The organism is Pantoea sp. K16 (assembly GCF_048452805.1).
Taxonomy (GTDB): Bacteria; Pseudomonadota; Gammaproteobacteria; order Enterobacterales; family Enterobacteriaceae; genus Pantoea; species Pantoea agglomerans.
The window spans coordinates 70,947-95,816 of the sequence record NZ_JBLWNV010000004.1 but is presented as its reverse complement, the minus strand read 5'-3'; the positions used below and the strand labels follow the sequence as shown (position 1 = coordinate 95,816).

The 24,870-nt window shown below is 59.0% G+C and carries 17 protein-coding genes; 12 read left to right on the top strand and 5 right to left on the bottom strand.

What is annotated here, in order from left to right; genetic code table 11:
- The first annotated feature begins 94 nt into the window (after positions 1-94).
- The 8 genes from ACK13D_RS06570 to lplT all read left to right on the top strand — a co-directional run bounded on the left by ACK13D_RS06570 (position 95) and on the right by lplT (position 17,158).
- The gene (locus ACK13D_RS06570; protein ID WP_033769514.1) at positions 95-2,368 is read left to right on the top strand and encodes a molybdopterin guanine dinucleotide-containing S/N-oxide reductase; all 2,274 of its coding nucleotides are present in this window, start codon (positions 95-97) and stop codon (positions 2,366-2,368) included.
- 279 nt (positions 2,369-2,647) lie between these two features.
- Positions 2,648-4,387: a penicillin-binding transpeptidase domain-containing protein gene (locus ACK13D_RS06565; RefSeq protein WP_010251720.1), complete on the top strand. Its 1,740-nt coding sequence runs from the start codon at positions 2,648-2,650 to the stop codon at positions 4,385-4,387.
- Between the two features lie 420 nt (positions 4,388-4,807).
- On the top strand, positions 4,808-6,019 hold the full coding sequence (locus ACK13D_RS06560; RefSeq protein ID WP_418795975.1) for an efflux RND transporter periplasmic adaptor subunit: 1,212 nt from the start codon (positions 4,808-4,810) through the stop codon (positions 6,017-6,019).
- Entirely contained in the window at positions 6,016-9,243 is a 3,228-nt protein-coding gene (locus ACK13D_RS06555) for an efflux RND transporter permease subunit (RefSeq protein WP_418795973.1), read from the top strand. The genes ACK13D_RS06560 and ACK13D_RS06555 overlap by 4 nt, the downstream gene beginning before the upstream one ends.
- Complete coding sequence (locus ACK13D_RS06550) at positions 9,240-12,341, top strand: multidrug efflux RND transporter permease subunit (RefSeq protein WP_287061170.1); 3,102 nt, start codon at positions 9,240-9,242, stop codon at positions 12,339-12,341. The genes ACK13D_RS06555 and ACK13D_RS06550 overlap by 4 nt, the downstream gene beginning before the upstream one ends.
- A gap of 3 nt (positions 12,342-12,344) precedes the next feature.
- Positions 12,345-13,730: an efflux transporter outer membrane subunit gene (locus ACK13D_RS06545; RefSeq protein ID WP_111534530.1), complete on the top strand. Its 1,386-nt coding sequence runs from the start codon at positions 12,345-12,347 to the stop codon at positions 13,728-13,730.
- A 90-nt stretch (positions 13,731-13,820) separates the two neighbouring features.
- The gene (gene aas / locus ACK13D_RS06540) at positions 13,821-15,971 is read left to right on the top strand and encodes a bifunctional acyl-ACP--phospholipid O-acyltransferase/long-chain-fatty-acid--ACP ligase (RefSeq protein ID WP_010671792.1); all 2,151 of its coding nucleotides are present in this window, start codon (positions 13,821-13,823) and stop codon (positions 15,969-15,971) included.
- Entirely contained in the window at positions 15,968-17,158 is a 1,191-nt protein-coding gene (gene lplT / locus ACK13D_RS06535; RefSeq protein WP_010251689.1) for a lysophospholipid transporter LplT, read from the top strand. Before aas ends, lplT begins: the two co-directional genes overlap by 4 nt.
- Positions 17,159-17,234: 76 nt before the next feature.
- Here lplT and ridA read toward each other — a convergent pair whose 3' ends face one another.
- The 4 genes from ridA to argF all read right to left on the bottom strand — a co-directional run bounded on the left by ridA (position 17,235) and on the right by argF (position 20,427).
- On the bottom strand, positions 17,235-17,621 hold the full coding sequence (gene ridA, locus ACK13D_RS06530) for a 2-iminobutanoate/2-iminopropanoate deaminase (RefSeq protein ID WP_010251687.1): 387 nt from the start codon (positions 17,619-17,621) through the stop codon (positions 17,235-17,237).
- Positions 17,622-17,693: 72 nt separating this feature from the next.
- On the bottom strand, positions 17,694-18,158 hold the full coding sequence (gene pyrI / locus ACK13D_RS06525; RefSeq protein ID WP_010251684.1) for an aspartate carbamoyltransferase regulatory subunit: 465 nt from the start codon (positions 18,156-18,158) through the stop codon (positions 17,694-17,696).
- A gap of 12 nt (positions 18,159-18,170) precedes the next feature.
- On the bottom strand, positions 18,171-19,106 hold the full coding sequence (gene pyrB / locus ACK13D_RS06520; RefSeq protein ID WP_010251681.1) for an aspartate carbamoyltransferase: 936 nt from the start codon (positions 19,104-19,106) through the stop codon (positions 18,171-18,173).
- A 313-nt stretch (positions 19,107-19,419) separates the two neighbouring features.
- Positions 19,420-20,427 carry an ornithine carbamoyltransferase gene (gene argF / locus ACK13D_RS06515; protein ID WP_010671790.1) on the bottom strand — a complete coding sequence of 336 codons (1,008 nt, stop codon included), beginning with the start codon at positions 20,425-20,427 and terminating at the stop codon, positions 19,420-19,422.
- Positions 20,428-20,587: 160 nt separating this feature from the next.
- Here argF and rraB point away from each other — a divergent pair, with 160 nt between their 5' ends.
- The 4 genes from rraB to ACK13D_RS06495 all read left to right on the top strand — a co-directional run bounded on the left by rraB (position 20,588) and on the right by ACK13D_RS06495 (position 24,315).
- Positions 20,588-21,004: a ribonuclease E inhibitor RraB gene (gene rraB, locus ACK13D_RS06510; RefSeq protein WP_010251675.1), complete on the top strand. Its 417-nt coding sequence runs from the start codon at positions 20,588-20,590 to the stop codon at positions 21,002-21,004.
- A gap of 54 nt (positions 21,005-21,058) precedes the next feature.
- Positions 21,059-21,820 (top strand): tRNA isopentenyl-2-thiomethyl-A-37 hydroxylase MiaE, encoded by a 762-nt coding sequence (gene miaE / locus ACK13D_RS06505; RefSeq protein ID WP_010671789.1) that lies wholly within the window; start codon positions 21,059-21,061, stop codon positions 21,818-21,820.
- Between the two features lie 370 nt (positions 21,821-22,190).
- Entirely contained in the window at positions 22,191-23,519 is a 1,329-nt protein-coding gene (locus tag ACK13D_RS06500; RefSeq protein ID WP_191921589.1) for a hypothetical protein, read from the top strand.
- A gap of 10 nt (positions 23,520-23,529) precedes the next feature.
- Positions 23,530-24,315 (top strand): histidine phosphatase family protein, encoded by a 786-nt coding sequence (locus tag ACK13D_RS06495; protein WP_191921590.1) that lies wholly within the window; start codon positions 23,530-23,532, stop codon positions 24,313-24,315.
- Here the strand turns inward: ACK13D_RS06495 and ACK13D_RS06490 are convergent.
- Positions 24,310-24,810: a GNAT family N-acetyltransferase gene (locus ACK13D_RS06490; protein WP_010671786.1), complete on the bottom strand. Its 501-nt coding sequence runs from the start codon at positions 24,808-24,810 to the stop codon at positions 24,310-24,312. The genes ACK13D_RS06495 and ACK13D_RS06490 overlap by 6 nt on opposite strands.
- Positions 24,811-24,870: the final 60 nt, after the last annotated feature.

Sequence of the window (24,870 nt, the reverse complement as noted above, 5' to 3'; positions counted from 1 at the left end):
AAAGGGGTAAAAACGGTCGTTCCTGCACGTCTTCTGCTGAGGCGTCGCACCATGCTATGCTCAATCTCCCACCTGGCTACCGTGAAAAACAACGATGAAAACCAAAGTGCCACATCTGGCGCACTGGGGCGCCTTTACCGCCGTCACTGAAAACGATCGCCTGATTGGCTGCGAACCTTTCTTCGCCGATGCCGATCCGTCACCGATGATCCACACCATTCCTGAACTGGTCTATTCCGACAAACGCATTCGTCAGCCGATGGTGCGGCGCTCGTGGCTGAAGTCACGCGAAAAGAGCGACCGTACGCTGCGTGGCCGGGAAGATTTTGTTGCCGTCGACTGGGAAACCGCGCTGGATCTGGTGGCGGAAGAGAATCGCCGCATTCGCGAGCGCTATGGCGCATCGGGCATTTTCAACGGCTCCTACGGCTGGTCATCGGCCGGTCGCGTCAACCACGCCCGCACTCTGGTTCGTCGCTTCTACTTTCAGGGCGGCGGCGGCGTTGATCAGCAGGGTAACTACAGCTGGGGCGCCGCGCAGTTCTTCCTGCCCTATGTGATTGGCACCTACATGCCGCTGACCGGGCGCGTCACCGAATGGCCGCAGGTGGTGGAACATGCCGAAATTTTTGTCGCCTTTGGTGGGCTGGCGCTGAAAAACGCCCAGGTCGCCTCGGGGGGCGCAGGGCAGCACAGCCTGAAACCGGCGCTGATGCAGCTGGCGGCCAAAGGCACGCCGGTGATCAACATCAGCCCGATGCGGGATGACTGCCCGGAATTTGTTAACGCCGAGTGGATTCCGATTCGCCCCAACACCGACGTGGCGCTGATGCTGGCGCTGGGTCATGAGATCACCCAGCGCGGCGCAGTTGACGAAGCGTTTCTCGCCAGCCACTGCACCGGCTGGCCGCAGCTGCGCGCCTATCTGCTGGGCGAAACCGACGGCGTGGCGAAAACCGCCGGCTGGGCCAGTCGTATCACCGGCATCCCGGCCGATCGCATTGTGCAGCTGGCGCAGCAGCTCACCGGCAAGCGCAGCTTTATTACCTGCTCCTATTCCGTTCAGCGCGCCCATCGCGGCGAGCAGCCTTACTGGATGATGATTGCGCTGTCGTCGATGCTCGGCCAGCCAGGCCTGCCGGGCGCCGGTTTCTCTTTTGGTCACGGTTCGATGAACAGCGTCGGCAACCCGCGCCAGGAAGGTCCGGCTCCGATGATGAGCACCGGCCCCAATCCTTCCGGGCTGTCGATTCCGGTGGCGCGGATCAGCGATATGCTGCTCAATCCCGGCCAGCCTTACCGCTTTCAGGGCGAAACCCTGCACTATCCCGACATTCACATGGTGCACTGGGCGGGCGGCAATCCTTTCCATCATCACCAGCAGCTCAACCGGCTGGTGGAGGGCTGGCAGCGGCCCGATACGGTCGTGGTGCAGGATATCGTCTGGACACCCGCCGCGCAGATGGCGGACATCGTGCTGCCCGCGACCACCACGCTGGAGCGCAATGACATCGGCGGCTCCTCACGCGACCGCTTTGTGCTGGCGATGCATCAGGCGATTAAACCGCAGCATCAGGCGCGCAACGACTTCGATATTTTTGCTGACCTGGCGGAGCGCCTCGGCTACCGCGATACCTTCACCGAAGGGCGCAACGAGATGCAGTGGATCGCCCATCTTTATCAGCAGTGTGCGACGGCGCATCAGCGTAAAGGCATCGATTTCCCGTCGTTTGAGGAGTTCTGGCAGCGCGGCTTTGTGGAGATCCCCGAAGGGGGCAAACCCTATCAGTTTATGGATGATTTCCGTGCCGATCCGCAGGCCAATCCGATTAAAACCGCCAGCGGCAAAATCGAGCTCTTCAGCCAGACCATTGCGGACTACCAGCTGGACGATTTCGCCGGCCATCCGGAATGGCGTGAACCCCAGGAGTGGCTCGGTTCGCCGGTCAGCCGCGACTATCCGCTGCACATGATCTCGATTCAGCCTTCCGACCGGTTACACAGTCAGCTGGATGCTACAGAAACGGTGCAGGGCAATAAAACCGCCGGACATGAAACGCTCTACATGCATCCGCAGGATGCGGCCGCGCGCGGGCTGGTGGAGGGCGACGAGATAGAGGTGAGCAACGCACGCGGCGTGATGCTGGCGGGCGTGCGGATCACCGATGGCGTGACGCAGGGCGTAGTGATTATCGCCACCGGCGCCTGGTTTGATCCCGGCTTTGGCAAGGCGTGGCAGCCGCACGATCGCGCGGGTAACCCCAACGTGCTGACGCTCGACATCGGCACCTCGTCGCTGACGCAGGGGCCAAACGCCATGAGCTGCCTGGTGGAAATCAAAAAACATCAGGATTGCACAATAGCGTAAGGATCTCATGGCTGGTTACATTTTGCCGGTAACTGTTGCGTTTGAGAGATGGCAGCCGATCGATCCCTCTTGCTACATTCAGGGTCCCAGAGGTATTGATGGGTGAACATCAATAGATTTTCTTGATTACACCAACCTGCGCAGATGCGCAGGTTTTTTTTTGCCAGAAATCGGCCGCCGATAACGAACTGATACACAGTTTTCCTGTTATACGGCCAGCGCTTTCTTTATAACTGCTGGCACCAGCCCCTTTCTCTTTATTTTGCGCAGCGGAATGCCATGCCCCGGATTAAAAAACTACTGGGAAAAGACCAGATAAAAGCGCCGTTTAACCCTTTTCGTTTCCGACTGATCTGCCTGGGTGTCACGACCTGTCTGGTGGTGCTGCTGGCGCGCGTCGCGGACCTGCAGTTCCTGAATCAGCCGATGCTGGAGCACGAAGCGGATCAGCGATCGCTGCGTACCGTGACGCTGCCGACCAGTCGCGGCACGCTGCTGGATCGTAACGGTGAAGCGCTGGCGCTCAGCGTCCCGTCGCGCGACGTGATTGCCGATCCGCAGCGCGTGCTGGAGAGCAACCCCGATTTTACCAGTGCCAAATGGGCCTATCTGGCGGCGGCGCTTAACACCCGTCCCGAAGAGCTGGCGGCGCAGATCACCGCCAATCCGAAACGTCGCTTCCTCTATCTGGGGCGTAAAGTCGAGCTGGGCATCGCCAAAGATATTAAAGAGCTGAAGCTGAAAGGCATCAGCGAAGTCTATGACGACAGCCGTTTCTATCCGATGAGCGAGGCCTCTGCGCCGCTGATCGGTATCGTCGGGGCGGATAACGTCGGCCTGAACGGACTGGAAAAGGGCTTTGATAAAGTATTGCAGGGCGAGCCGGGCAAAGAGGTCTATCGGCAGGATGCCGCAGGCAATATCATCGCGATGATCAACTATCAGCCGCCGACCCAGCCGCCGACGGTACAGCTCAGCATCGACAAATATGACCAGTACACGCTCTACAGCAAACTGCGCGACGGCGTACTGATCAACAAGGCGGACTCGGGTGCGGCCGTGCTGGTGAAAATCGACACCGGCGAGATTCTGGCGATGGCCTCCTATCCGTCGTTCAACCCCAACAACTATGAAGGGGCAACGCCCGCGCAGATGCGTAACTCTGCCATCAATGACAGCTACGAACCGGGATCGACCGTCAAACCGTTAGTGGTGATGGAAGCGCTGGAGCGCCACCTGGTGCGCCCGGATTCGGTGATCGACACCACGCCTTACAGCGTTAACGGCCACCTGATCCGCGACGTCGGCCACTGGCCGCGCCTGACCATGACCGGCATTCTGCAAAAATCGAGCGACATTGGCGTGTCACACCTCGCGCTGGCGATGCCCGCCGAAGCGCTGGTCAACACCTATCATGCGTTCGGCCTTGGCAAACCAACCGGCTTAGGGCTGACCGGCGAAAGCGTCGGCTACTTTCCGTTGCACCGCACCCGCTGGGCAGATATCGAGCGGGCCACCTTCTCCTTTGGCTATGGCCTGCGTGTGACGCCGCTGCAGATTGCCCGCGAATACGCCACGCTCGGCTCCTATGGCATTTACCGTCCGCTGTCGATCACCCGCGTTACGCCACCGGTCATGGGACGCCAGGTCGCCAACCCGGAAACGGTGAAAGAGGTGGTGCACATGCTGGAGAGTGACGTCCTGCCGGGCGGAACCGGGCTGAAAGCTGCGGTCCCGGGCTACCGTCTGGCAACCAAAACCGGTACGGCGGAAAAAATGGGCACCAGCGGCAAGTATGATGGCGGCTACGTCAACTACACCGCCGGTCTCGCTCCCGCCAGCCATCCTGAAGTGGCGCTGGTGGTGATGATCAACCATCCGACGGCGGGCGATCACTTCGGTGGCTCGGTTGCTGCACCGGTGTTCGGCAATATCATGGGGCCGGTACTGAAACACATGAATATTGCACCGGATGCCATCTACACCAAACCGGCCGCCACTCCTTCAGATAAATCTTAGACAAATCAGAGTGTAAGCGAGGCGTGAAGGATATTCACACCTCGTTGCACTTCCCCGAATTCGGTTGCGTTTTCCTGCTGTCTCCGCGCGGTCAATCAGTGCGAGGATAGCAGTCCCAGAGGTATTGATGGGTGTGAAAACAACACTGCTTCGGCAGTGAGACCCTGTTATTACACCAACCCACGCAGATGCGTGGGTTTTTTTTGCCTGCTTGCCTGAGCCTGCCGTTACCGCTGTAAAAACCCCCGCTAAATCAACATCGTTCTTAACGAAACTCTGACAGTTTGCCGATAGAAAGGCGCATCGCCTTTCACTGATAATGGCCGCCGTGAAGCCTGGCGGTTTTTTGCCCGCCGCCGCTCACTGCCGCATTCCGCACGTTCCGGGATTTCTTTTTCTGCTTATCTGAAGAGTTCGACGATGACTCACCTTTCTCGCCCCACGCGTTCCTTTGGGCTTAAATGGCTGCTCCTGTTGCTGGTGGCGGCGATTGTCGCTGGGGTTATCTGGCGTCTGCTGGCGGCAGGTCACGGGCCGGGCGAGGGGATGCCGTCGGGCAGACCGGGTGCGCATGGCATGATGGGCGGAGGGGCGACGCTGGTTCACAGCGGTGTCGCCAGCACGGCGGATGTGCCGGTGTGGCTGAATGCACTCGGCACGGTCATCCCCAACGCCAGCGTTACGGTGACCAGCCGCGTTGACGGCCAGCTGGAGCAGGTTTTCTTTACCGAGGGGCAGAAAGTCAGCGCCGGGCAGCTGCTGGCGCAGATCGATCCGCGCAGCTTTCAGGCCACGCTTAACCAGTATCAGGGCGAACTCAGCGAAAACCAGGCGCTGCTGAAAAGTGCGGAGCTGACGCTGGCGCGCTACCGCAAACTGGCGGCGCAGGATGCACTGGCGCGTCAGGATCTGGACAGCCAGATTGCCACTGTCGGGCAGTATCGCGGTGCCGTCGCCGCCGATCAGGCGCAGATCGCCAGTGCCAGACTCAGCATTGAATATGCCCGGATCACCGCCCCGATCAGCGGGCGCGTCGGCCTGCGTCAGGTCGATCCCGGCAACATGGTTCAGAGTGCCAGCAGCACCGGCCTGGTGACCATCACCCAGATGCAGCCCGCCGCCGTGACCTTTAGCGTGCCACAAAGCGAAATCCCGACGCTGGTCAGCGTGCTGCATCAGGGACAGAGCCTGCCCGCCACGCTGTATGATCAGGACAACCAGCATCAGCTCGGCAGCGGCGAGGTGAAGTTCATCAGCAACCAGATCGACACCGCCACCGGCACCGTGGCGCTGAAAGCGGTGTTCGCCAACCAGGATGAGTCGCTGTTTGCCAATCAGTTTGTGAATCTGCGGCTGCAGACCCGGGTGCTGAAAGGCGCGACGGTGATCCCGGCCCAGGCGCTGCAGCTGAGCAGCGACGGCAGTTTTGTCTTTGTGATCAATCAGGATCGCAGTGTCACGCGCAAAGCGGTCACCACCGGTCCCGCTTTCGGAGACGATCAGCAGGCGATCCTCAGTGGCGTTTCGCCGGGCGATCGGCTGGTGACGGAAGGGATCGATCGTCTGACCAGCGGCAGCAAAGTGTCGCTGGCCGATGAGAAACCCGCCGCTGCGGGTGCTGTGTCGAAATGAACCCGTCGCGCCTGTTTATCCTGCGTCCGGTCGCCACCATTCTGCTGATGGTCGGCGTGCTGATCGCGGGTATTTTTGCCTGGAAATTCCTCTCAACCTCGGCGCTGCCGCAGGTCGACTATCCGATCATTCAGGTCACCACGCTCTATCCGGGTGCCAGCCCGGATGTGATGGCGTCGTCGGTCACCTCACCGCTGGAGCGCCAGTTAGGGCAGATGGCGGGGCTGAGCCAGATGAGCTCCACCAGTGCCAGCGGCTCCTCGATCATTACCCTGAAGTTCAGCCTCGATCTGTCGCTGGATGTCGCCGAGCAGGAGGTGCAGGCAGCGATCAATGCGGCGAATAACCTGCTGCCCGACGACCTGCCCAATCCGCCGACCTACAAAAAGGTTAATCCGGCGGACAGCGCGGTGGTAACGCTGGCGGCGAGCTCCAGCACGCTGCCGTTGACCACGGTGCAGGATCTGGTCAATACCCGGGTGGCGCTGAAGCTGTCGCAGATCTCCGGCGTCGGGATGGTGACGCTGGCGGGCGGCCACCAGCCGGCGATTCGGGTGCAGATGAATCCTCAGGCGCTGGCGGCGCATCATCTGACGCTGGAGGCGGTAAATACGCTGATTGGCAACAGCAACGTCAATGGCTCCAAAGGCGGCTTTGACGGGAAATATCATTCGGTGACCATTGACGCCAACGACCAGCTGCGCACCGCAACCGAGTACGGCAACCTCATCCTCAGCTATGAGAATGGCGCGGCGCTGCGCCTGAAAGATATCGCCCACATTGAACAGGGCCCGGAAAACAGCTTCCAGTCGGCGTGGGCCAACAACCAGCCCGCGATTGTAATCAGCGTGCAGCGTCAGCCGGGCGCGAACGTGATCCAGGTGGTGGACAACATCAAGGCGCAGCTCCCCGCGCTGCAGGCGGCACTGCCGGAGGGGGTGAAGATGACCATTCTCTCCGATCGCACCCAGATCATTCGCGCCTCGATCAGCGACGTTCAGTTTGAGCTGATGCTGTCGATTGCGCTGGTGGTGATGGTGACTTTCCTGTTTCTGCGCAACGTTGCTGCCACGCTGATCCCGAGCGTGGCGGTGCCACTGTCGCTGGTCGGCACCTTTGGGGTGATGTATCTGGCGGGCTTCAGCCTGAATAATCTGTCGCTGATGGCGCTGACTATCGCCACCGGTTTTGTCATTGATGACGCCATCGTGGTGGTCGAGAACATCTCCCGGCGGCTGGAGCAGGGTGAGTCGCCCATGGAAGCGGCGCTGAAAGGCTCCCGGCAGATTGGCTTCACCATTATCTCGCTGACCTTTTCCCTGATTGCGGTGCTGATCCCGCTGCTGTTTATGGGCGATGTAGTCGGGCGACTGTTCCGGGAGTTTGCGATTACCCTGGCGGTGGCAATTCTGGTGTCGATGGTGGTATCGCTGACCCTGACACCGATGCTGTGTGCGTATCTGCTGCGCCACATTCCGCCCGAACAGCAGTCGACGTTTGCCCGCAAGGGCGGCGAACTGTTTGATGCCCTGGTGCGCGGTTATGATCGGCTGCTGAACGTGGTACTGAACCATCAGAAACTGACGCTGCTGGTGGCGCTGGCCACCTTCGGGCTGACGGCGCTGCTCTACATGATGGTGCCTAAAGGCTTCTTCCCGACCCAGGATACCGGGCTGATTCAGGGCATTACCGTCGCCTCACAGGACGTCTCGTTTAACGCCATGGCAACGCGGCAGCAGGCGTTGTCGGCGCGGATCCTGAAAAACCCGGCGGTGGAGAGCGTCTCATCGACGATCGGCATCGACGGCACCAACACCAGCCTTAACAGCGGGCGGTTACAGATCAACCTGAAGCCGTTTGGCTCGCGTGATGTGAAAGCGGGTGAGGTGATTAAACAACTGCAACAGGCGACCGCCGATGTGGCGGGCATCCGGCTCTATCTGCAACCGGCGCAGGATCTCACCGTCAACGATCAGGTCTCGCCGAGTCAGTATCAGTTCACCCTCGATGATGCCGACAGTGAAAATCTTGTCAGCGCGTCGCCGAAACTGGTGGCGACATTGCAGCAGCGGCCCGAGTTTAATGGCGTGGTAAGTAACCTGCAGGATCAGGGGCGCGTCTCTTATGTTGAGCTGAACCGCGATAAAGCGGCGCGCTTCGGCATTACTGCCTCGGACGTGGACACCGCGCTCTATAACGCCTTTGGTCAGCGGCTGGTCTCGACCATCTTCACCCAGTCGAATCAGTATCGGGTGGTGCTGGAAGTGGCTCCGGCATACCAGCAGGGTCCGGCGTCGTTTGATGATGTCTGGCTGCAATCGTCCGGCAGCAGCAGTTCGGCGTCGTCATCCACCAGCACGGCTTCATCAGCGTCAACGTCTTCGTCAACATCGTCGTCTTCGTCGACGTCCACTTCAGCCTCTGACACCAGCGCCAGCCCGATCAGCAGCGGCATGGTCAAACTCACTTCTATCGCCACCATCCACCAGCGCACCGGTTCGCTGATGCACATGCGGCTGAATCAGTTTCCGGCGGTGATGATCTCCTTCAACCTTAATCCGGGCTACTCGCTGGAGGATGGACAGCGGGCGATCGCGGAAGTACGGCAGCAGCTGCATCTGCCGGAGAGCACCACACTGCGTTATCAGGGGGAAACCTCGGCGTTTCAGAGCGCCACCGGCAACACGCTGTGGCTGATTCTGGCGGCGCTGATCACCATGTATGTGGTGCTCGGCATCCTCTACGAAAGCTTTATCCATCCGGTGACCATCCTCTCTACGCTGCCGTCGGCGGCGGTGGGCGCGCTGCTCACGCTGTTGCTGGCGGGCACCGAATTCAGCCTGATTGCGCTGATTGGCGTTATCCTGTTGATCGGCATCGTGAAAAAGAACGCCATCATGATGATCGACTTCGCGCTGGAGGCGGAACACCATCAGCAACTCAGCGCACGCGACGCGATTCATCAGGCCTGCCTGCTGCGCTTCCGCCCGATTCTGATGACGACGATGGCGGCGCTGCTGGGTGCGCTGCCACTGATGCTGGCCTCCGGCTCCGGGGCAGAGCTGCGTCAGCCGCTGGGGCTGGTGATTGTCGGCGGGCTGATTGTCAGTCAGGTGCTGACACTCTTCTCCACGCCGGTCATCTACCTCCTGTTTGATGGGCTGGCGCAGCGCGGTAACGCCTGGGTGAAACGCCGTCAGCAGCGGGCGCGGAGCGGGCAATGAATCTGACGCGGCTGTTTATCTTTCGTCCGGTGGCGACGCTGCTGCTGACGCTGGCGATCCTGCTGCTGGGCGCGCTGGGCTACCGGCTGCTGCCGGTAGCACCGCTGCCGCAGGTCGATTTTCCTACCATCATGGTCAGCGCCAGCCTGGCAGGCGCCAGCCCGGAAACCATGGCGGCGACGGTCGCTACGCCGCTGGAACGTTCGCTGGGGCAGATTGCCGGTATTAGTGAGATGACCTCCAGCAGCTCGCAGGGCTCCAGCAGCATCATCCTGCAGTTTGAACTGGACCGCGATATCAATGGCGCGGCGCGCGACGTTCAGGCGGCAATCAACGCAGCGCGCAGCCTGCTGCCCAGCGCAATGGCCTCGCTGCCGACCTATCGCAAAGCCAACCCGTCAGACGCGCCAATAGTAATGCTGGCGCTGACCTCTGCCACCCGCACGCCAGGCGAGCTCTACGATCTGGCGGAGAGCAAAATCGAACAGGCGATGGGACAGGTACAGGGCGTGGGCGAAGTGTCGCTGATGGGCAGCGCCTTACCGGCGGTGCGGATTGATCTGCAGCCGCTGAAGCTGACCCATTACGGCATCTCGCTGGAGACGGTGCGTGCCGCCGTCGCCAACAGCACTACCAATCTGCCTAAAGGGATCTTACAGGGCAGTGACCAGTCGTGGCTGGTGGACAGCAACGGCCAGCTGGAGAAGGCGGCCAGCTACCGCGATCTGATCATCACTTATCAGCAGGGCAACGCGGTGCGACTGCGCGACGTCGCCACGGTCTATGACTCGGTGGAAGATCGCTATCAGGCGGGGTTTCTGAATGCCACACCGGCGGTGATGATCGGTATCAAACGTCAGGCGGGTGCCAACATGCTGGAAACCATCGACGCGATAAAAGCGCAGTTGCCGCAGCTGGAAAAGAGCCTGCCCGCTGACAGCCAGCTGAACGTGGTGGTTGACCGTTCGCCTGGCGTGCGCGCCTCGCTGTATGACACCGAAGAGACGCTGCTGATCGCGGTGCTGCTGGTGATTGCGGTGGTGTTTATTTTTCTGCGCAATCTGCAGGCGGTGATCATTCCGGCGCTGGCACTGCCGGTGTCGCTGATCGGCACCTGCGCGGTGATGTATCTGCTGGGATACAGCCTGGATAACCTGTCGCTGATGGCGTTGATTATCGCCACCGGCTTCGTGGTGGATGATGCGATTGTGGTGCTGGAGAACATCACCCGTCACATTGAGCGCGGGCTGAGCCCGCTGCGGGCGGCGCTGCGCGGGGCGCAGGAGGTGAGCTTCACCGTGCTGTCGATGACCGTGTCGCTGATCGCGGTGTTCATCCCAATCCTGCTGATGGGCAGCATTGTCGGGCGGCTGTTCCGCGAATTCGCCGTGACGCTCACCGTGTCGCTGCTGATCTCGCTGTTTGTTTCGCTGAGCCTGACGCCGATGCTCTGCGCCCGCCTGCTGAAACCAAAGCCGCCCGTCAGCCAGCGGCCGCATCCGCTTTATCAGTTGATTGAAAACCAGCTAAATCGCCTGCTGGCCGCCTACGGGCGCGGGCTGGCCTGGGTGATGCGCCATCAGAAACTGACGCTGCTCAGCCTGCTGCTGACCGTACTACTGAATGTTTTTCTCTTCGTCGTGGTGCAGAAGGGCTTTTTCCCCAATCAGGATACCGGGCTGCTGATGGGTGCGCTGCGCGCCGATCAGAACATCTCGTTCCAGGCGATGAAGCCGAAAATGCTGATGTTCACGCAGATCATTCAGCAAGACCCGGCGGTAGAGAGTGTGATGTCGTCGATGGGCAGCGGGATGTTTGGCTCCCGTAACAGCGCCAACTTCTTTGTGCGGCTTAAAGATTTTGATCAGCGCGATGCGACCGCCACCGAGGTGGCCAACCGGCTGACGAGAAAAACCAGTCACATCGCCGGGGCGCAGATGTTCCTGATGGCGGCGCAGGACCTGCACATTGGCGGACGCAGCGCCAACGCCACGTATCAGTACAGCCTGCAGGCGGACGATCTCGATCTGCTGCGCACCTGGACGCCGAAAGTGCAGGCGGCGCTGGCGGCGATCCCCGAGCTTAACAGCGTGGACTCCGATTCGCAGACCGGCGGCCAGGAGGTGGAGCTGAACATCGATCGTGATCGCGCCACCCGGCTGGGCGTCAACGTGAACATGCTGGATACGCTGCTGAACAATGCGTTCAGCCAGCGGCAGATCGCCACGCTCTATCACACCCTGAATCAGTATCACGTGGTGATGTCACTGCAGGATAGCGACACCGCCAATCCTGAGACGCTGCAGCAGCTTTATGTGATTAACGACAGCGGTGACCGCGTGCCGCTCTCCGCTTTTGCCCGCTTCAGCGGCGGCAACGCGCCGCTGTCGGTGGCGCATCAGGGCCAGGCCGCGACCAGCACCCTGGCGTTTAATCTCAACGAGGGGGTGTCACTGGAACAGGCGCAGGAACTGATAAAACAGGCGATGGCGAAGCTGGGCCTGCCGTCGACCCTTCATGCCGGTTTTGCCGGCACCGCCGCCGCCTTTTCTCAGCTGACCGCGACCATGCCGTGGCTGATTCTGGCGGCGCTGGCGGCGGTCTATCTCGTGCTCGGCGTGCTCTATGAGAGCTACATCCATCCACTGACCATTCTTTCGACCCTGCCGTCAGCGGGCGTCGGCGCGCTGTTACTGCTGCTGCTGACCGGCACGCAGCTCACGGTGATCGCGCTGATTGGCATCATCCTGCTGATCGGCATCGTGAAAAAGAACGCCATCATGATGATCGATTTCGCCATCGACGCGGAGCGGCGGCAGGGCATGTCGCCACAGCAGGCGATCACCCAGGCGTGCCTGATGCGCTTCCGGCCCATCATGATGACCACGCTGGCCGCCTTTTTCGGCGCGTTGCCGCTGGCGCTGGGCAGCGGCGGTGATGCCGATCTGCGCAGCCCGCTGGGCATCGCTATTGCGGGCGGACTGGCGCTCAGCCAGCTGCTCACGCTGTTTACCACGCCGGTTGTTTATCTTTGGCTCGATCGTCTGGGCCGTGCCACTCAACGTCAATGGCGTCGTCTGCGCCCTACGGAATCCTGATCCATGAAACCGCTTATCCCCTTTGTTGTGATGCTGCTGAGCGGCTGTAGCGTCGGTCCCGACTATCAGCGCCCCGCGGTGTCTGTGCCGGTCCACTATAAAGAGGCCAGAGGCTGGCAGCAGGCGACGCCGCTTGATGCGCAAAGTAAAGGCGAATGGTGGGCGGTTTATCACGACGCCACCCTGAGCGGGCTGCTGAACCAGGTGAGCATCTCGAACCAGAACGTGGCGAATTATGCCGCGCAGTACCGGCAGGCACAGGCGCTGGCGAGTGAGTCACGTGCGGCGCTGTTTCCCTCGCTGGGCTATGACGGCAGCGTGACGCGCAGCGGCAGCCACGCGACTGACAGCAGCGTTCGCACCACCAGCAGCAGCCATCAGGCGGAGCTGAGTGCCAGCTGGGAGCTGGACCTGTGGGGCAAACTGCGACGCACGCTGGAGGAGAACCGCGCCAGCGCCTCGGCCAGCGCGGCGGAACTGGCCAATATCACCCTGAGCGCCCAGTCTGAGCTGGCGCAGGACTATTTCCAGCTGCGCATCATGGATCAGAAAATCGCGCTCTATCAGCAGAGCGTTGATGCTTATCAGCGCTATCTGAAAGTGATTACCAGCCAGTATCAGGCGGGCACCGCGTCGCGTGCCACCCTGGCTCAGGCGCAGCTGCAGCTGGAGAGCGCCAGCGCCTCGGCGCAGGATTATCAGTGGCAGCGCGCGCAGATGGAGCACGCCATTGCGCTGCTGATCGGCAAAGCACCCGCTGAATTCAGCCTGACCGCCGCGCCGCTGACGGCCACGCTGCCCGCGATTCCGGCAGCCCTGCCGGGCGAGCTGTTGCAGCGCCGTCCCGACATTGCTTACGCCGAACGTAACATGGCCGCGGCCAATGCTGCGGTGGGCGTGGCGGTGGCCGGTTACTATCCCGACCTGACCCTGAGCGCCAGCGGTGGCGTCAGTTCTTCCGTGCTGCATTCGCTCTTCTCGCTGCCGAATCGCGTCTGGTCGCTGGGGCCGGAGCTGAGCGGCACGCTGCTGGATTTTGGTGCGACCGCAGCACAGGTCGATCAGGCACGAGCGGGCTGGGATGCCAGCGTTGCGACCTATCGTCAGACGGTGCTGACCGCAATGCAGGAGGTGGAAGATAAGCTGGTGGAGCTGAACACGCTGCAGGGTGAGATCGCCGCGCAGCAGCGCGCCACCGACGCGGCGCAGACCTCTGCGCGGGTAACCCGTTTGCAGTACGAGGCGGGCATGATTACGTATCTGGATGTGGCGACCACCGAAAACAGCCGCCTGAGTGCGCAGCAGAGTTTGCTGACGCTGCAGAGCACGCAGTGGGTCAGCAGTGTGGCGCTGATTGCGTCACTCGGCGGTGGCTGGCAGGCACCCTGAAGGCGGCGTCAGGTTACCGATAATTCTGTTGTCGAACCGCGTCAAATCCTGCATCGTGAGGGGCTATTTTCACGATGCTAAGGAGCCGGCATGGTTTTCACACTATTGCGCCTGATATTTCGCCTGTTATGGCGGGTCGAACTGCGTGGCGACGTCGCCGAACTGCATAAGCAGAAGGTATTGATCACGCCGAACCATATGTCGTTTCTCGACGGCATATTGCTGGCGCTATTTTTGCCGATTAAGCCGGTCTATGCGGTCTATTCGACCATCAGCGAAAGCTGGTTTATGCGGCTGGTTAAACCCTTTATCGACTATGTACCGCTCGATCCCACCAAACCCATGGCGCTCAAACAGCTGGTCAGGCTGATCGACAGTGGCCGTCCGGTGGTGATCTTCCCGGAAGGACGTATTACCGTCACCGGATCGCTGATGAAGATCTACAGCGGGGCGGGTTTTGTCGCGGCGCGTTCGGGCGCGAATGTGGTGCCGATGCGCATTGAAGGCGCAGAGTACACGCCGTTTGGTCGTCTGGCGGGCGTGTTTAAACGTCGCCTGTTCCCGCGCATCACCCTGACGATTCTGCCCGCCACCCGCATTCCGATGCCGGAGGCGAAACGGGCGCGCGATCGGCGCGTGCTGGCCGGTGAGCATCTGCATCATGTGATGATGGAAGCGCGCATGGCGGTGCGTCCGCGTGAAACCCTGTTTGAGGCATTTCTGGCGGCGCGTACGCGTTATGGCGCGTTTAAGCGCTGCATCGAAGATGTCAATTTCAAACCCGACAGCTACAACGGACTGCTGAAGAAGGCGCTGGGCGTGGGCCGTATTCTGGAGCGCTACAGCCAGCCGCGCGAAGTGGTAGGACTGCTGCTGCCCAATACCACCGTCACGGCGGCGGCGATTTTCGGGGCATCCCTGCGCGGACGTGTTCCGGCGATGCTCAACTATACGGCGGGCGTGAACGGCATGCGGGCGGCACTGACCGCCGCGCAGATCAAAACGGTCTTCACGTCGCGCCAGTTCCTGGACAAAGGCAACCTGTGGCATCTGCCACAGGGGCTCGATGATGTGCAGTGGATCTATCTGGAAGATCTGAAAGATACCGTGACCAGTAAGGACAAACTGTGGATCGTCGCCCATCTGCTGATGCCGCATCGCGCACAGCTGCCCCAGCAGCCGGAAGACGCCGCGATGGTACTGTTTACCTCCGGCTCGGAAGGCAATCCTAAAGGGGTGGTGCATTCGCATAAAAGCCTGCTGGCGAACGTTGAACAGATCCGCACCATCGCCGACTTCACCCCGCGCGACCGCTTTATGTCGGCGCTGCCGCTGTTCCATGCGTTTGGTCTGACCGTCGGGCTGTTTACGCCGCTGATGACCGGCGCGCAGGTGTTCCTCTATCCCAGCCCGCTGCACTATCGCATCGTGCCGGAGCTGGTCTATGACCGCAACTGCACCGTGCTGTTTGGCACCTCGACCTTCCTCGGCAACTACGCGCGCTTTGCCGCGCCCTATGATTTTGCCCGCCTGCGCTATGTGGTGGCGGGGGCGGAGAAGCTGCAGGAGAACACCCGTCAGCTCTACATGGAGAAGTATGGCATTCGCATTCTTGAAGGCTACGGCGTAACCGAATGCGCGCCAGTGGTCGCGATTAACGTGCCGATGGCGGCGAAGGCGCACACCGTCGGACGCATTCTGCCGGGCATGGATTCGCGGCTGATGTCGGTGCCGGGCATTGAGCAGGGCGGACGGCTGCAACTGCGCGGACCGAACGTGATGAAGGGCTATCTGCGGGTTGAGAATCCAGGCGTGCTGGAAGTGCCGGTCGCCGACGATGGCGAAGGCAATCAGGAAGCGGGCTGGTATGACACGGGTGATATCGTCAGCTTTGATGACGGCGGTTTCTGCCAGATTCAGGGACGTGCCAAACGCTTTGCGAAGATTGCCGGTGAGATGGTGTCGCTGGAGATCGTCGAGCAGATCGCTCTGAAAGCGTCGCCGGACAAACAACATGCCGCCTCGCTGCGCCCGGATGGTCAGCGTGGTGAGGCGCTGGTGCTGTTCACCACCGACGCTGAACTGGCGCGCGACAGCCTGCAGAAAGCGGCCCGCGAGCTGGGTGCGCCAGAACTGGCGCTGCCGCGTGATATCCGGGTGATGAAGCAGTTGCCGCAGCTGGGCAGCGGTAAACCCGATTACGTCACGCTGAAAAAAATGGCGGAAGAGGAGCAGGCATGAGCCTTGATCGTAATGCGCCGCTGATGTCACGCGGCATGATCGCCGTGATTATCGCCCAGTTCTTTTCGGCCTTCGGCGATAACGCGCTGCTGTTTGCCACGCTGGCCGTGCTGAAAAGCCAGTTCTATCCCGACTGGAGTCAGCCGGTGCTGCAGATGCTCTTTGTCGCAGCCTACATTCTGCTGGCACCGTTTGTCGGTCAGGTCGCGGACAGCATGGCAAAAGGGCGGGTGATGATGCTCGCCAACAGCCTGAAGCTGCTGGGCGCGCTGGTGATCTGCTTCGGCTTCAACCCCTTCCTCGGATATACCCTGGTGGGCGCGGGCGCAGCCGCTTACTCTCCGGCTAAATATGGCATCCTCGGTGAGATCACTCACGGCGAGAAGCTGGTGAAAGCCAACGGGCTGATGGAGGGATCGACCATCGCCGCCATTCTGCTCGGCTCAGTGGCGGGTGGGATGCTGGCTGACTGGCATCTGCTGGCGGCGCTGGGGATCTGTGCGCTGACCTACGGCATTGCCGTGGTGGCCAACCTGTTTATCCCGAAACTGCAGGCGGCGCGTCCTGGTCAGAGCTGGCAGCTGGGTATGATGGTACGCAGTTTTTTCAGTGCTGCCGCGCTGCTATGGCGTGATGCGGAGACGCGCTTCTCGCTGCTCGGCACCAGCCTGTTCTGGGGCGCAGGCGTGACGCTGCGTTTTCTGCTGGTGCTGTGGGTGCCGGTGGCGCTGGGCATCAGTGACAACACCACGCCAACGACCCTGAATGCCATGGTGGCGATCGGGATTGTGATTGGGGCGGCGGCGGCGGCGAAGCTGGTGACGCTTGAAACGGTGCGTCGCTGTATGCCAGCCGGTGTGCTGATTGGTGTGATGGTCGTCGTCTTCGCGCTGCAGCATTCTCTGCTGAATGCCTATCTGGTGCTGATGCTGATTGGCGCGCTGGGCGGTTTCTTTGTGGTGCCGCTGAATGCACTGCTGCAGGCGCGGGGCAAAGAGAGCGTCGGTTCAGGTAATGCGATTGCGGTGCAGAATCTGGGTGAGAACAGCGCCATGCTGATCATGCTGGGGCTCTATACGCTGGCGATCAAGGCGGGTGCCCCTGCGGTGGCGACGGGCGTCGGTTTTGGCGTGCTGTTTGCGCTGGCGATAGCGCTGCTGTGGCTGTGGCGTCCGGCTAAGCGTTAAGCGATTCACCGCCTCTCTCCGGGATAGCCGGAGAGAGGCGGGCGCCCTCGTTAACAATAGATGTTAACAACGGAGATTAGCGACGAAGGGCAATCGCTTCGATTTCGATCTTCACATCCTTTGGCAGACGCGCCACTTCGACACAGGAACGCGCCGGGAAGTGAGCTTCATGCTCGGTGAAAAACGCCTCATAAGCCGCATTGACCGTGGCGAAGTCATTTAAATCTTTTACGAACACCGTGGTCTTCACGATGTCGCCGACCTTCAGACCTGCTGCTTCAACAATCGCCTTCACATTTTCCAGTGACTGACGCGCCTGTGCGGCAACGTCATCCGCCACCTGGCCGGTCGCCGGATCCACCGGGATCTGGCCAGAGGTGATGATCATGCTGCCCAGATCGACACCCTGAACATAGGGGCCGATAGCGGCAGGGGCTTTTTCAGTACTGATTTCACGAGACATCATTGCTCCTTTGATTACGTCGTCAGGCGGCGATGCCGCCGGTGTTGCCCATTATAAGGTCGGGCAGGGCGATTACCAGTGACCCAGCACCACATGGCGGGCGAACTCTTTTTCGCAATATTTGCACTTCAGATGCACATCGTCGGCGCGCTGCTTCACGGCAAAGCTGGAGAAGACCGGCTCGCTGCGGCTGATGCAGTTGCTGTTCGGGCAGGTCAGCACCCGTTCAACGTGGTCCGGCAGCGTCGGGGCGATCTTCGCGACCACTTCATAGTCGTCGATGCGGTTGACCGTGGCATGGGGCGCATAGACCGCCAGCTGATTGACCTGATCGTCGGTGAGAAAGGTGTTCTCAATCTTGATCAGATCTTTGCGGCCCATCTCGCCCGAGGGCAGATTCAGGCCAATGGTAATGCGCTGATCGGTTTCGGTCAGCCGGAACAGAGAGAGCAATTTAAAGCCGATCTGCGCCGGAATATGGTCGATGACCGTGCCGCGTTTGATCGCTTCGACCTGCAGTTTGTTGTCCTGCGTCATGGGGGTATCTCCTTACAGGGCGAGTTCGCTGTTTAAAACCAGTGCCAGCAGAGCCTGGCGCGCATAGATGCCGTTACCCGCCTGCTGGAAATACCAGGCATACGGGGTTTTATCGACATCGGTGGTGATTTCGTCGATGCGCGGCAGCGGGTGCAGTACCTTCATATTGTCGCGCGCCGTAGCGAGATCGGCGGCGCGCAGAATAAACTGCGCTTTGACATTGGCATATTCTGACGGATCGAGCCGCTCTTTCTGCACCCGCGTCATGTAGAGGATATCGAGCTGCGGCATCACCTCTTCAAAGCTGTCGTGACGTGACCAGCTGATATTCTTCTCATCCAGCATGTCGGTGATATAGGCTGGCATCGCCAGCGCATCGGGCGCGATAAAGAAGAAGCGGTTGCCGTCAAACTTCGCCAGCGCCTGGGTCAGGGAGTGGACGGTGCGGCCATACTTCAGGTCGCCGACCATCGCCACATTCAGCTGATTAAGACGGCTCTGCGTCTCCTGAATGGTGAAGAGATCAAGCAGCGTCTGGGTCGGATGCTGGTTCGCGCCGTCACCGGCGTTGAGAATCGGGATGCCACCGGAGAATTCGGTCGCCAGCCGCGCCGCGCCTTCCTGCGGGTGACGCATCACGATCGCATCGACGTAGGTGCTGATCACTGAAATGGTGTCGGCCAGGGTTTCGCCTTTTTTGCCCAGCGACGTATTACTGCCGTCAGCAAAGCCCACCGCTGACGCGCCCAGGCGATGAATGGCGGTTTCAAACGACAGGCGGGTACGGGTCGACGCCTCAAAGAAGCAGCTGGCGATAACCTTGTGCTTCAGCAGTTCCGGCTGCGGGTGGGCTTTAAGCTTTGCGGCGGTGTGCAACGCCAGTTCCAGCTCTTCACGACTGAGGTCGTTAATTGAAATAATGTGTTTGCGATATAGCGGGTTAGCCATAGCTGTCTCCTCTGCGCGGCCGGATTGCGGACAAAAAAAAGCCCCTGCTTAAGGGGCTTTTTTAAGATCGGGTCGATGACCGAAAGAAACAGTAGCACCGCCTGCGGTCAGGCGTGATTGAGCGTCAAATTGTCCGCTGTGCTGTAGCATATTTCCTCCGGCAAATTGGGCCGCATTATACCCGTTCGCGGTGGGTCAGCAAGAGGAAAACGTTTGCGCCTGCCTGGCCGCTCGGAGGCCGGGCCAGGTCAGGCGGATGAATCGCTGAGTATCCGCGCTCCCTGGCAGCATTAGCCCGTGTCACATCCGTCGGTCAGCGCTGGCCCAGCGTGGCCACCATTACCGCTTTAATCGTGTGCATCCGGTTCTCGGCCTGGTCGAACACAATGCTGTGTGGTGACTCAAATACCTCGTTACTCACTTCCATACCGTTGGGCAGATCGTACTGCTCTGCCATCTGCTGGCCCAGCGTGGTCTGATCGTCGTGGAAGGCGGGCAGGCAGTGCAGGAATTTAACCTGCGGGTTGCCGGTCAGATCGAGCATCGCGCGGTTCACCTGATAGTCACGCAGCAGCGCGATACGCTCGGCCCACACCGCTTTGGCTTCGCCCATCGACACCCAGACATCGGTGTAGATAAAGTCAGCGCCTTTCACGCCGTCGGCAATATGTTCGGTGAGAGTAATTTTCCCGCCGGTCTGCTGCGCGGCTGCGCGGCACTGCGCCACCAGTTGCTCCTCTGGCCAGCAGCTCTTCGGTGCCACCAGACGCAGATCCAGCCCCACCTGTGCGGCGGCTTCCAGCATGGTGTTGCCCATGTTGTTGCGCGCATCACCTACATAAACCAGCGTCATCTCGCTGAGTTTTTTGCCCGGCAGATGCTCCTGCATGGTCAGCAGGTCGGCCAGCAGCTGGGTCGGATGAAACTCGGTGGTCAGGCCGTTCCACACCGGCACACCGGCATGTTCCGCCAGTGTTTCCACCAGTTCCTGTCCGTAACCGCGATACTGAATGCCATCGTACATCCGGCCCAGCACCCGCGCGGTGTCGCGCATCGACTCTTTATGGCCGATCTGGCTGCCACTCGGGCCAAGATAGGTGACGTTTGCACCCTGATCGTAAGCGGCAACTTCGAAAGAGCATCGGGTACGGGTCGAGTCTTTTTCGAAGATGAGCGCGATGTTTTTACCTTTCAGATGCTGCACTTCCTGGGCGCTTTTTTTCGCGCGTTTCAATTCAGCGGAAAGGGAGAGGAGATGATCAATTTCGGCGGGAGTAAAATCCAGAAGCCTGAGGAAATGGCGCTGATACAGCTGACTCATACAACACTCCGGTAATCATTAAAGTGAATTAAAATTCAATCTAACCGGATGAATATGCATTTTCAAGTGCGGTGCTAATAAACTTTTCGTTTTGTGTAGTGGCGCGACGGGCAGTATGGGAAAATAATTGATTATTGCCGAACTCAGAGAGGATATCGTCATGGCATATGAAGCATTACTGGAAGAGCAGCAGGAAGAGACGCGGCAGATTATCGAAGAGCTGCTGGAGGATGGCAGCGATCCTGATGCGCTCTATACCATCGAGCACCATCTCTCATGCAATAATTTTGATTCGCTGGAAAAAGCGGCCGTTGATGCGTTCAAGCTGGGTTATGAAGTGACCGAGCCGGAAGAGCTGGAGCTGGAAGATGGCACCACCGTGATGTGCGTCGACATCATCAGCGAATCCGCCCTGAAGCCTGAACTGATCGATGTGCAGGTTGAGCAGCTGGTGAACCTGATTGGTAAGTACAACGTCGATTACGACGGCTGGGGCACCTATTTTGAAGATCCCGATGCCGAAGATGAAGATGACGACGCCATCGAAGATGAAGATGATGATGGTATTCGCCACTAAGTAGCCGGGGCGGAGAGTTCTCCGCCTGTCACCCCTGCCACCTGTTTTAACATCATGAACTACGCACCCTTACTTGAACCGATCTATCAGTTTCTGCACTGCCGCACGCCACAGGCCTGGATTGATGAGGCGCGCAAGCCGGAAAATCTGACCCTGCTGTTAACCGACCATCTGGTGTGCGAACTGAAAGCCGCGCAGACCGCGGTGTGGTTGATCCGCAAATATGTTGCCGACAAACCCAGTGGCGACGCCATTCTGGCGTGGCTGAAACCCTATGAAGATTTTATCTTCCGCGAAGATGGCGACAGCGACTTTATCAACGCCCATAAGAACCTGACAAAACGTATCATCGTGCGCAATGCGCTGCCGTGGGCGGATGAGCTGGTGGAGAAGATGGTGCTGCTGATTAAAGAGGAGCTGCATCACTTCTATCAGGTGTGGGAAATTATGCAGTCGCGCGGGCTGGTCTATCAGAAGATCACTTCCAGCCGCTATGCCAAATCGCTGCTGCGCGAAGTCACCACCCATGAACCGGAAACGCTGGTGGATAAGCTGATATGCGGCGCTTACATCGAGGCGCGCTCCTGCGAGCGTTTCGCCAGTCTGGCACCTTATCTTGATGACGAACTGGCGAAGTTCTATCTGTCGCTGTTGCGCTCAGAGGCGCGGCATTATCAGGACTATTTAACCCTGGCGGCGCAGATTGCCACCAGAGACATCACGCCGCGGGTGCAGGTGATTGGGGCAACAGAAGGGCGGTTAATTAGCGAACCCGACAACGAATTACGCTTTCACAGCGGCGTACCGGCGTTCTGAAAAGAGTAAACGGCGCTCTTACGATGGCCGTTTATTTTTTATATTGAACCGGGTTGATTTTATTAATAATAAAAAGATAAGTATTAACTGTTAATCTAATATGAACGCGTTACCTCCGAAAAATATAATTTGAGTGACCCCTCACAAAATATTTTATCTCTTCTGTTTTTTCTTTGCGGAATAATTATAGTGCTCTTGCCGGATTAGGATTGTTATTTTTCAAGCAAAACCTGATTCATAACGCCTCTTTGCCAGAGAGGGTTGTGAATCAGGTTTTTTTTTGCACCGGGTATAGCCGGGGAAAAGAATCAGCGACTTTTTTTTGGCGTCCAGTTTTGCTAATAAGCATTTAATGGAAGGAGTCATTAACATGAGGGGAAAGCGCGGTATTCCGTTATTTATTTTACTGTTTTTGCAGCCACCTGGCGCATGGGCTGACTTTTCCGACGCATTATCGTTCTCTGACAATGCTTTCCTGCGTGATTCGCAACTCGATCTCAGACTGCGTAATCACTGGAAGTATCTCAAGGAAAATGAAGCACAGCCTACCGCTGTTCATAATGCCTGGGGACAGGCGGCAAGCCTGAATTTTCGTTCCGGCTATCAGTGGGACTGGCTGGGTTTCGATGCAACCTATACCCGAGCGATCAGGCTGGGAGCCAGCGACTACTTTGCCACGCGCGGCCTGCTTTACGACAGCGGCGGTCATCAGCAAAAAGCTGACGCGCACGGCTTCAGCAAGTTTGGTGAACGCTATCTGAAAGTGAAGCTGGGGGACGCGAATGCGGGATTTAAAGGAAAAGTGGGCTGGCAGGAGTTTAAAAACATCGGCGTGCTGACCACCACGGACCGCTTGTCACGCAACAGTTACTCAGGCTATAGCGGCGCGCTGAACGTGCAGAAGGTACGGCTGGATTTGGCTTACGTGACCAAAACGCTTCGCCACGACTCGCCGGAGAGTCTTGCCCTGCAAACCCAGGACCGACGAAAAATTAATGCGATCTATACCGGCGCACTGAGCTATACCGGTGATCGCGGACGTCTCGCCTACGCATTTGGCGAAGCGGAAGCCTACCAGCGGCGTCATGTTATCGAAGCGAATTACTCGCTCTCGCCGAACTGGCGCTTGTCCTCTCAAATTTATGGCAGTCAGGGGCTGGATAATTATAAAAGCATGGCGGCCAGCAAAAGATCGTTCGATAACCACGCGTGGCACTATGTCGGTGAAGCAGACTGGATTAACGACAGATGGACACAGAAATTCGCTGCCGCCTGGACTTCGGCTCCCAAACATAATGCGGTGGGATATTATGTGCGCCCGCTGACAAAAAATACCCGTGGACGTTTCAACGCCCTGACCTCTGCCGGAAAAGATTATACCCGTGATAAAGAACTGGCGCTGGTGTCGCAGACGGAATTTGAAATTTCAAAAGGCATTTTTAGCGGGTTTCAGATTAACTATGGACAGTTTAATTACCGTAATACGCGTATACGTTCGGGGGAAGTCGCGCTCATAAATCGCTTCATCGAACCCCATCCGGTCCTGAAGGATTTATCGGTCTTTACGCTATTCGGTTATGGCTGGTCATATAAGAATAATAAAGAAACGCCGGTTTTTAATGCGCAAGGGAAATATATGCGTTCTCCCAGCCTTTCTGCAGAGATCGCGGTTGAATATAAATTAAATCTGTTCAGATAAGGAAAATACGATGAAAAGAATTTTTAAAGCGTTGCTGATTCTTATTGTGGTTGGGGCCGTCGCAGGCGAAGCCTTTGCCGCCGATGTCACTCTCTACGTTACGCGGCATGGTAAAACGATGTTCAACACGGTGCATCGCGCGCAGGGATGGGCAGATACTCCGCTAACGCCAGCGGGCGTGGAGGTGGCGCAAAAGCTGGGACGCGGTCTGCAGACGACCCCGTTTATCGCCGTCTGGTCCAGCGATGCTGGCAGAGCGAGAGAAACCGCGCAGCTTGTGATGCAGGCATGGAAAACGCCGCTGCCGCTGAACGAACGCCGGGAATTGCGGGAAGTGGGCTTTGGCCTGTATGAGGGCGATCTGAATAATAATATGTTGAACGATGCCGCCCATCAGTTGGGATTTGCATCCGATACGGCGCTAATGGAGGCCTATGGCAAAGGCAAGGTTCATGTCGACAGGATCATAGACGCTATCCGGCAGGCGGAAGCGTCAGGCACGCCGGCACTGAGAGGCATTAAATCAGCAGGCATGGCCGAAAGCTATCAGCAGGTTGCGAAGCGAATGGTCGATAGCCTGACTGAGATAGCGCAGCAGGCCCGGCAGCAGGGCGGCGGTAACGTTCTGGTGGTCACGCATGGCCTGGCGATTACAGCGCTACTGCAGGCGCTTGGCGATACGTCATTAAACCAGACGCTGGACAATGCGAGCGTGACCCGGCTGCGCTATACCGACAGCGGAGAGTTCGTGATTGAATCCATCAACGATATGAGTTACGTCGCGCGCGGCTTATAACTTCCGCAACATACGCACTTCGCAGTCGACATGGCCTGTGCAGCCCATCGCGCTGTCGATATGCTCGAAGCCGAGTGACTCATAGAGTTTAATGGCCCGCGTCAGGCTGGCGGTGGTTTCCAGATAGCAGCGACGGAAGCCGTGGCTGCGTGCATGTTCTATCGCCCGCAGCGCCAGTTCGCGTGCCAGACCCTGACCGCGCACCTCCGGCAGAAAGTACATCTTTTGCAGTTCGCAGATATCGGGCGCGCTGCAGGCGAGCGGCGCAACACCGCCGCCGCCGACCACCTTGCCCTGATACTCAACAATCCAGTAGGCGCTCTGTTCGGCACTGTAGAGCTCAAACAGCTGGTCGAGCTGCGGATCGGAAACGGTGTAGCCCTTGTCAGCCGTCAGGCCGAACTCCGCGGAAACGTCGCGGATCACCTGGGCGATATGCGGATTATCGGCGGCAGTAATCGGCCGCACCTGGAGGTGCTGAGAGTCAGAAATCATGTGGGAGTTGAGCTATGTAAATCGGTTAGACGTTTACCAGAAGTAACATTATCGTCATGT

What these genes read in the sequence shown, in the direction of transcription:
- ACK13D_RS06555 (WP_418795973.1), top strand. Translation starts at nt 6,016, where the DNA reads ATGAACCCGTCGCGCCTGTTTATCCTGCGTCCGGTCGCCACCATTCTG.
- ACK13D_RS06495 (WP_191921590.1), top strand. Translation starts at nt 23,530, where the DNA reads ATGAAAAGAATTTTTAAAGCGTTGCTGATTCTTATTGTGGTTGGGGCC.
- ACK13D_RS06560 (WP_418795975.1), top strand. Translation starts at nt 4,808, where the DNA reads ATGACTCACCTTTCTCGCCCCACGCGTTCCTTTGGGCTTAAATGGCTG.
- argF (WP_010671790.1), bottom strand. Translation starts at nt 20,427, where the DNA reads ATGAGTCAGCTGTATCAGCGCCATTTCCTCAGGCTTCTGGATTTTACT.
- ACK13D_RS06490 (WP_010671786.1), bottom strand. Translation starts at nt 24,810, where the DNA reads ATGATTTCTGACTCTCAGCACCTCCAGGTGCGGCCGATTACTGCCGCC.
- pyrI (WP_010251684.1), bottom strand. Translation starts at nt 18,158, where the DNA reads ATGACGCAGGACAACAAACTGCAGGTCGAAGCGATCAAACGCGGCACG.
- ridA (WP_010251687.1), bottom strand. Translation starts at nt 17,621, where the DNA reads ATGTCTCGTGAAATCAGTACTGAAAAAGCCCCTGCCGCTATCGGCCCC.
- ACK13D_RS06550 (WP_287061170.1), top strand. Translation starts at nt 9,240, where the DNA reads ATGAATCTGACGCGGCTGTTTATCTTTCGTCCGGTGGCGACGCTGCTG.
- ACK13D_RS06570 (WP_033769514.1), top strand. Translation starts at nt 95, where the DNA reads ATGAAAACCAAAGTGCCACATCTGGCGCACTGGGGCGCCTTTACCGCC.
- ACK13D_RS06565 (WP_010251720.1), top strand. Translation starts at nt 2,648, where the DNA reads ATGCCCCGGATTAAAAAACTACTGGGAAAAGACCAGATAAAAGCGCCG.
- miaE (WP_010671789.1), top strand. Translation starts at nt 21,059, where the DNA reads ATGAACTACGCACCCTTACTTGAACCGATCTATCAGTTTCTGCACTGC.
- pyrB (WP_010251681.1), bottom strand. Translation starts at nt 19,106, where the DNA reads ATGGCTAACCCGCTATATCGCAAACACATTATTTCAATTAACGACCTC.
- rraB (WP_010251675.1), top strand. Translation starts at nt 20,588, where the DNA reads ATGGCATATGAAGCATTACTGGAAGAGCAGCAGGAAGAGACGCGGCAG.
- lplT (WP_010251689.1), top strand. Translation starts at nt 15,968, where the DNA reads ATGAGCCTTGATCGTAATGCGCCGCTGATGTCACGCGGCATGATCGCC.
- ACK13D_RS06500 (WP_191921589.1), top strand. Translation starts at nt 22,191, where the DNA reads ATGAGGGGAAAGCGCGGTATTCCGTTATTTATTTTACTGTTTTTGCAG.
- ACK13D_RS06545 (WP_111534530.1), top strand. Translation starts at nt 12,345, where the DNA reads ATGAAACCGCTTATCCCCTTTGTTGTGATGCTGCTGAGCGGCTGTAGC.
- aas (WP_010671792.1), top strand. Translation starts at nt 13,821, where the DNA reads ATGGTTTTCACACTATTGCGCCTGATATTTCGCCTGTTATGGCGGGTC.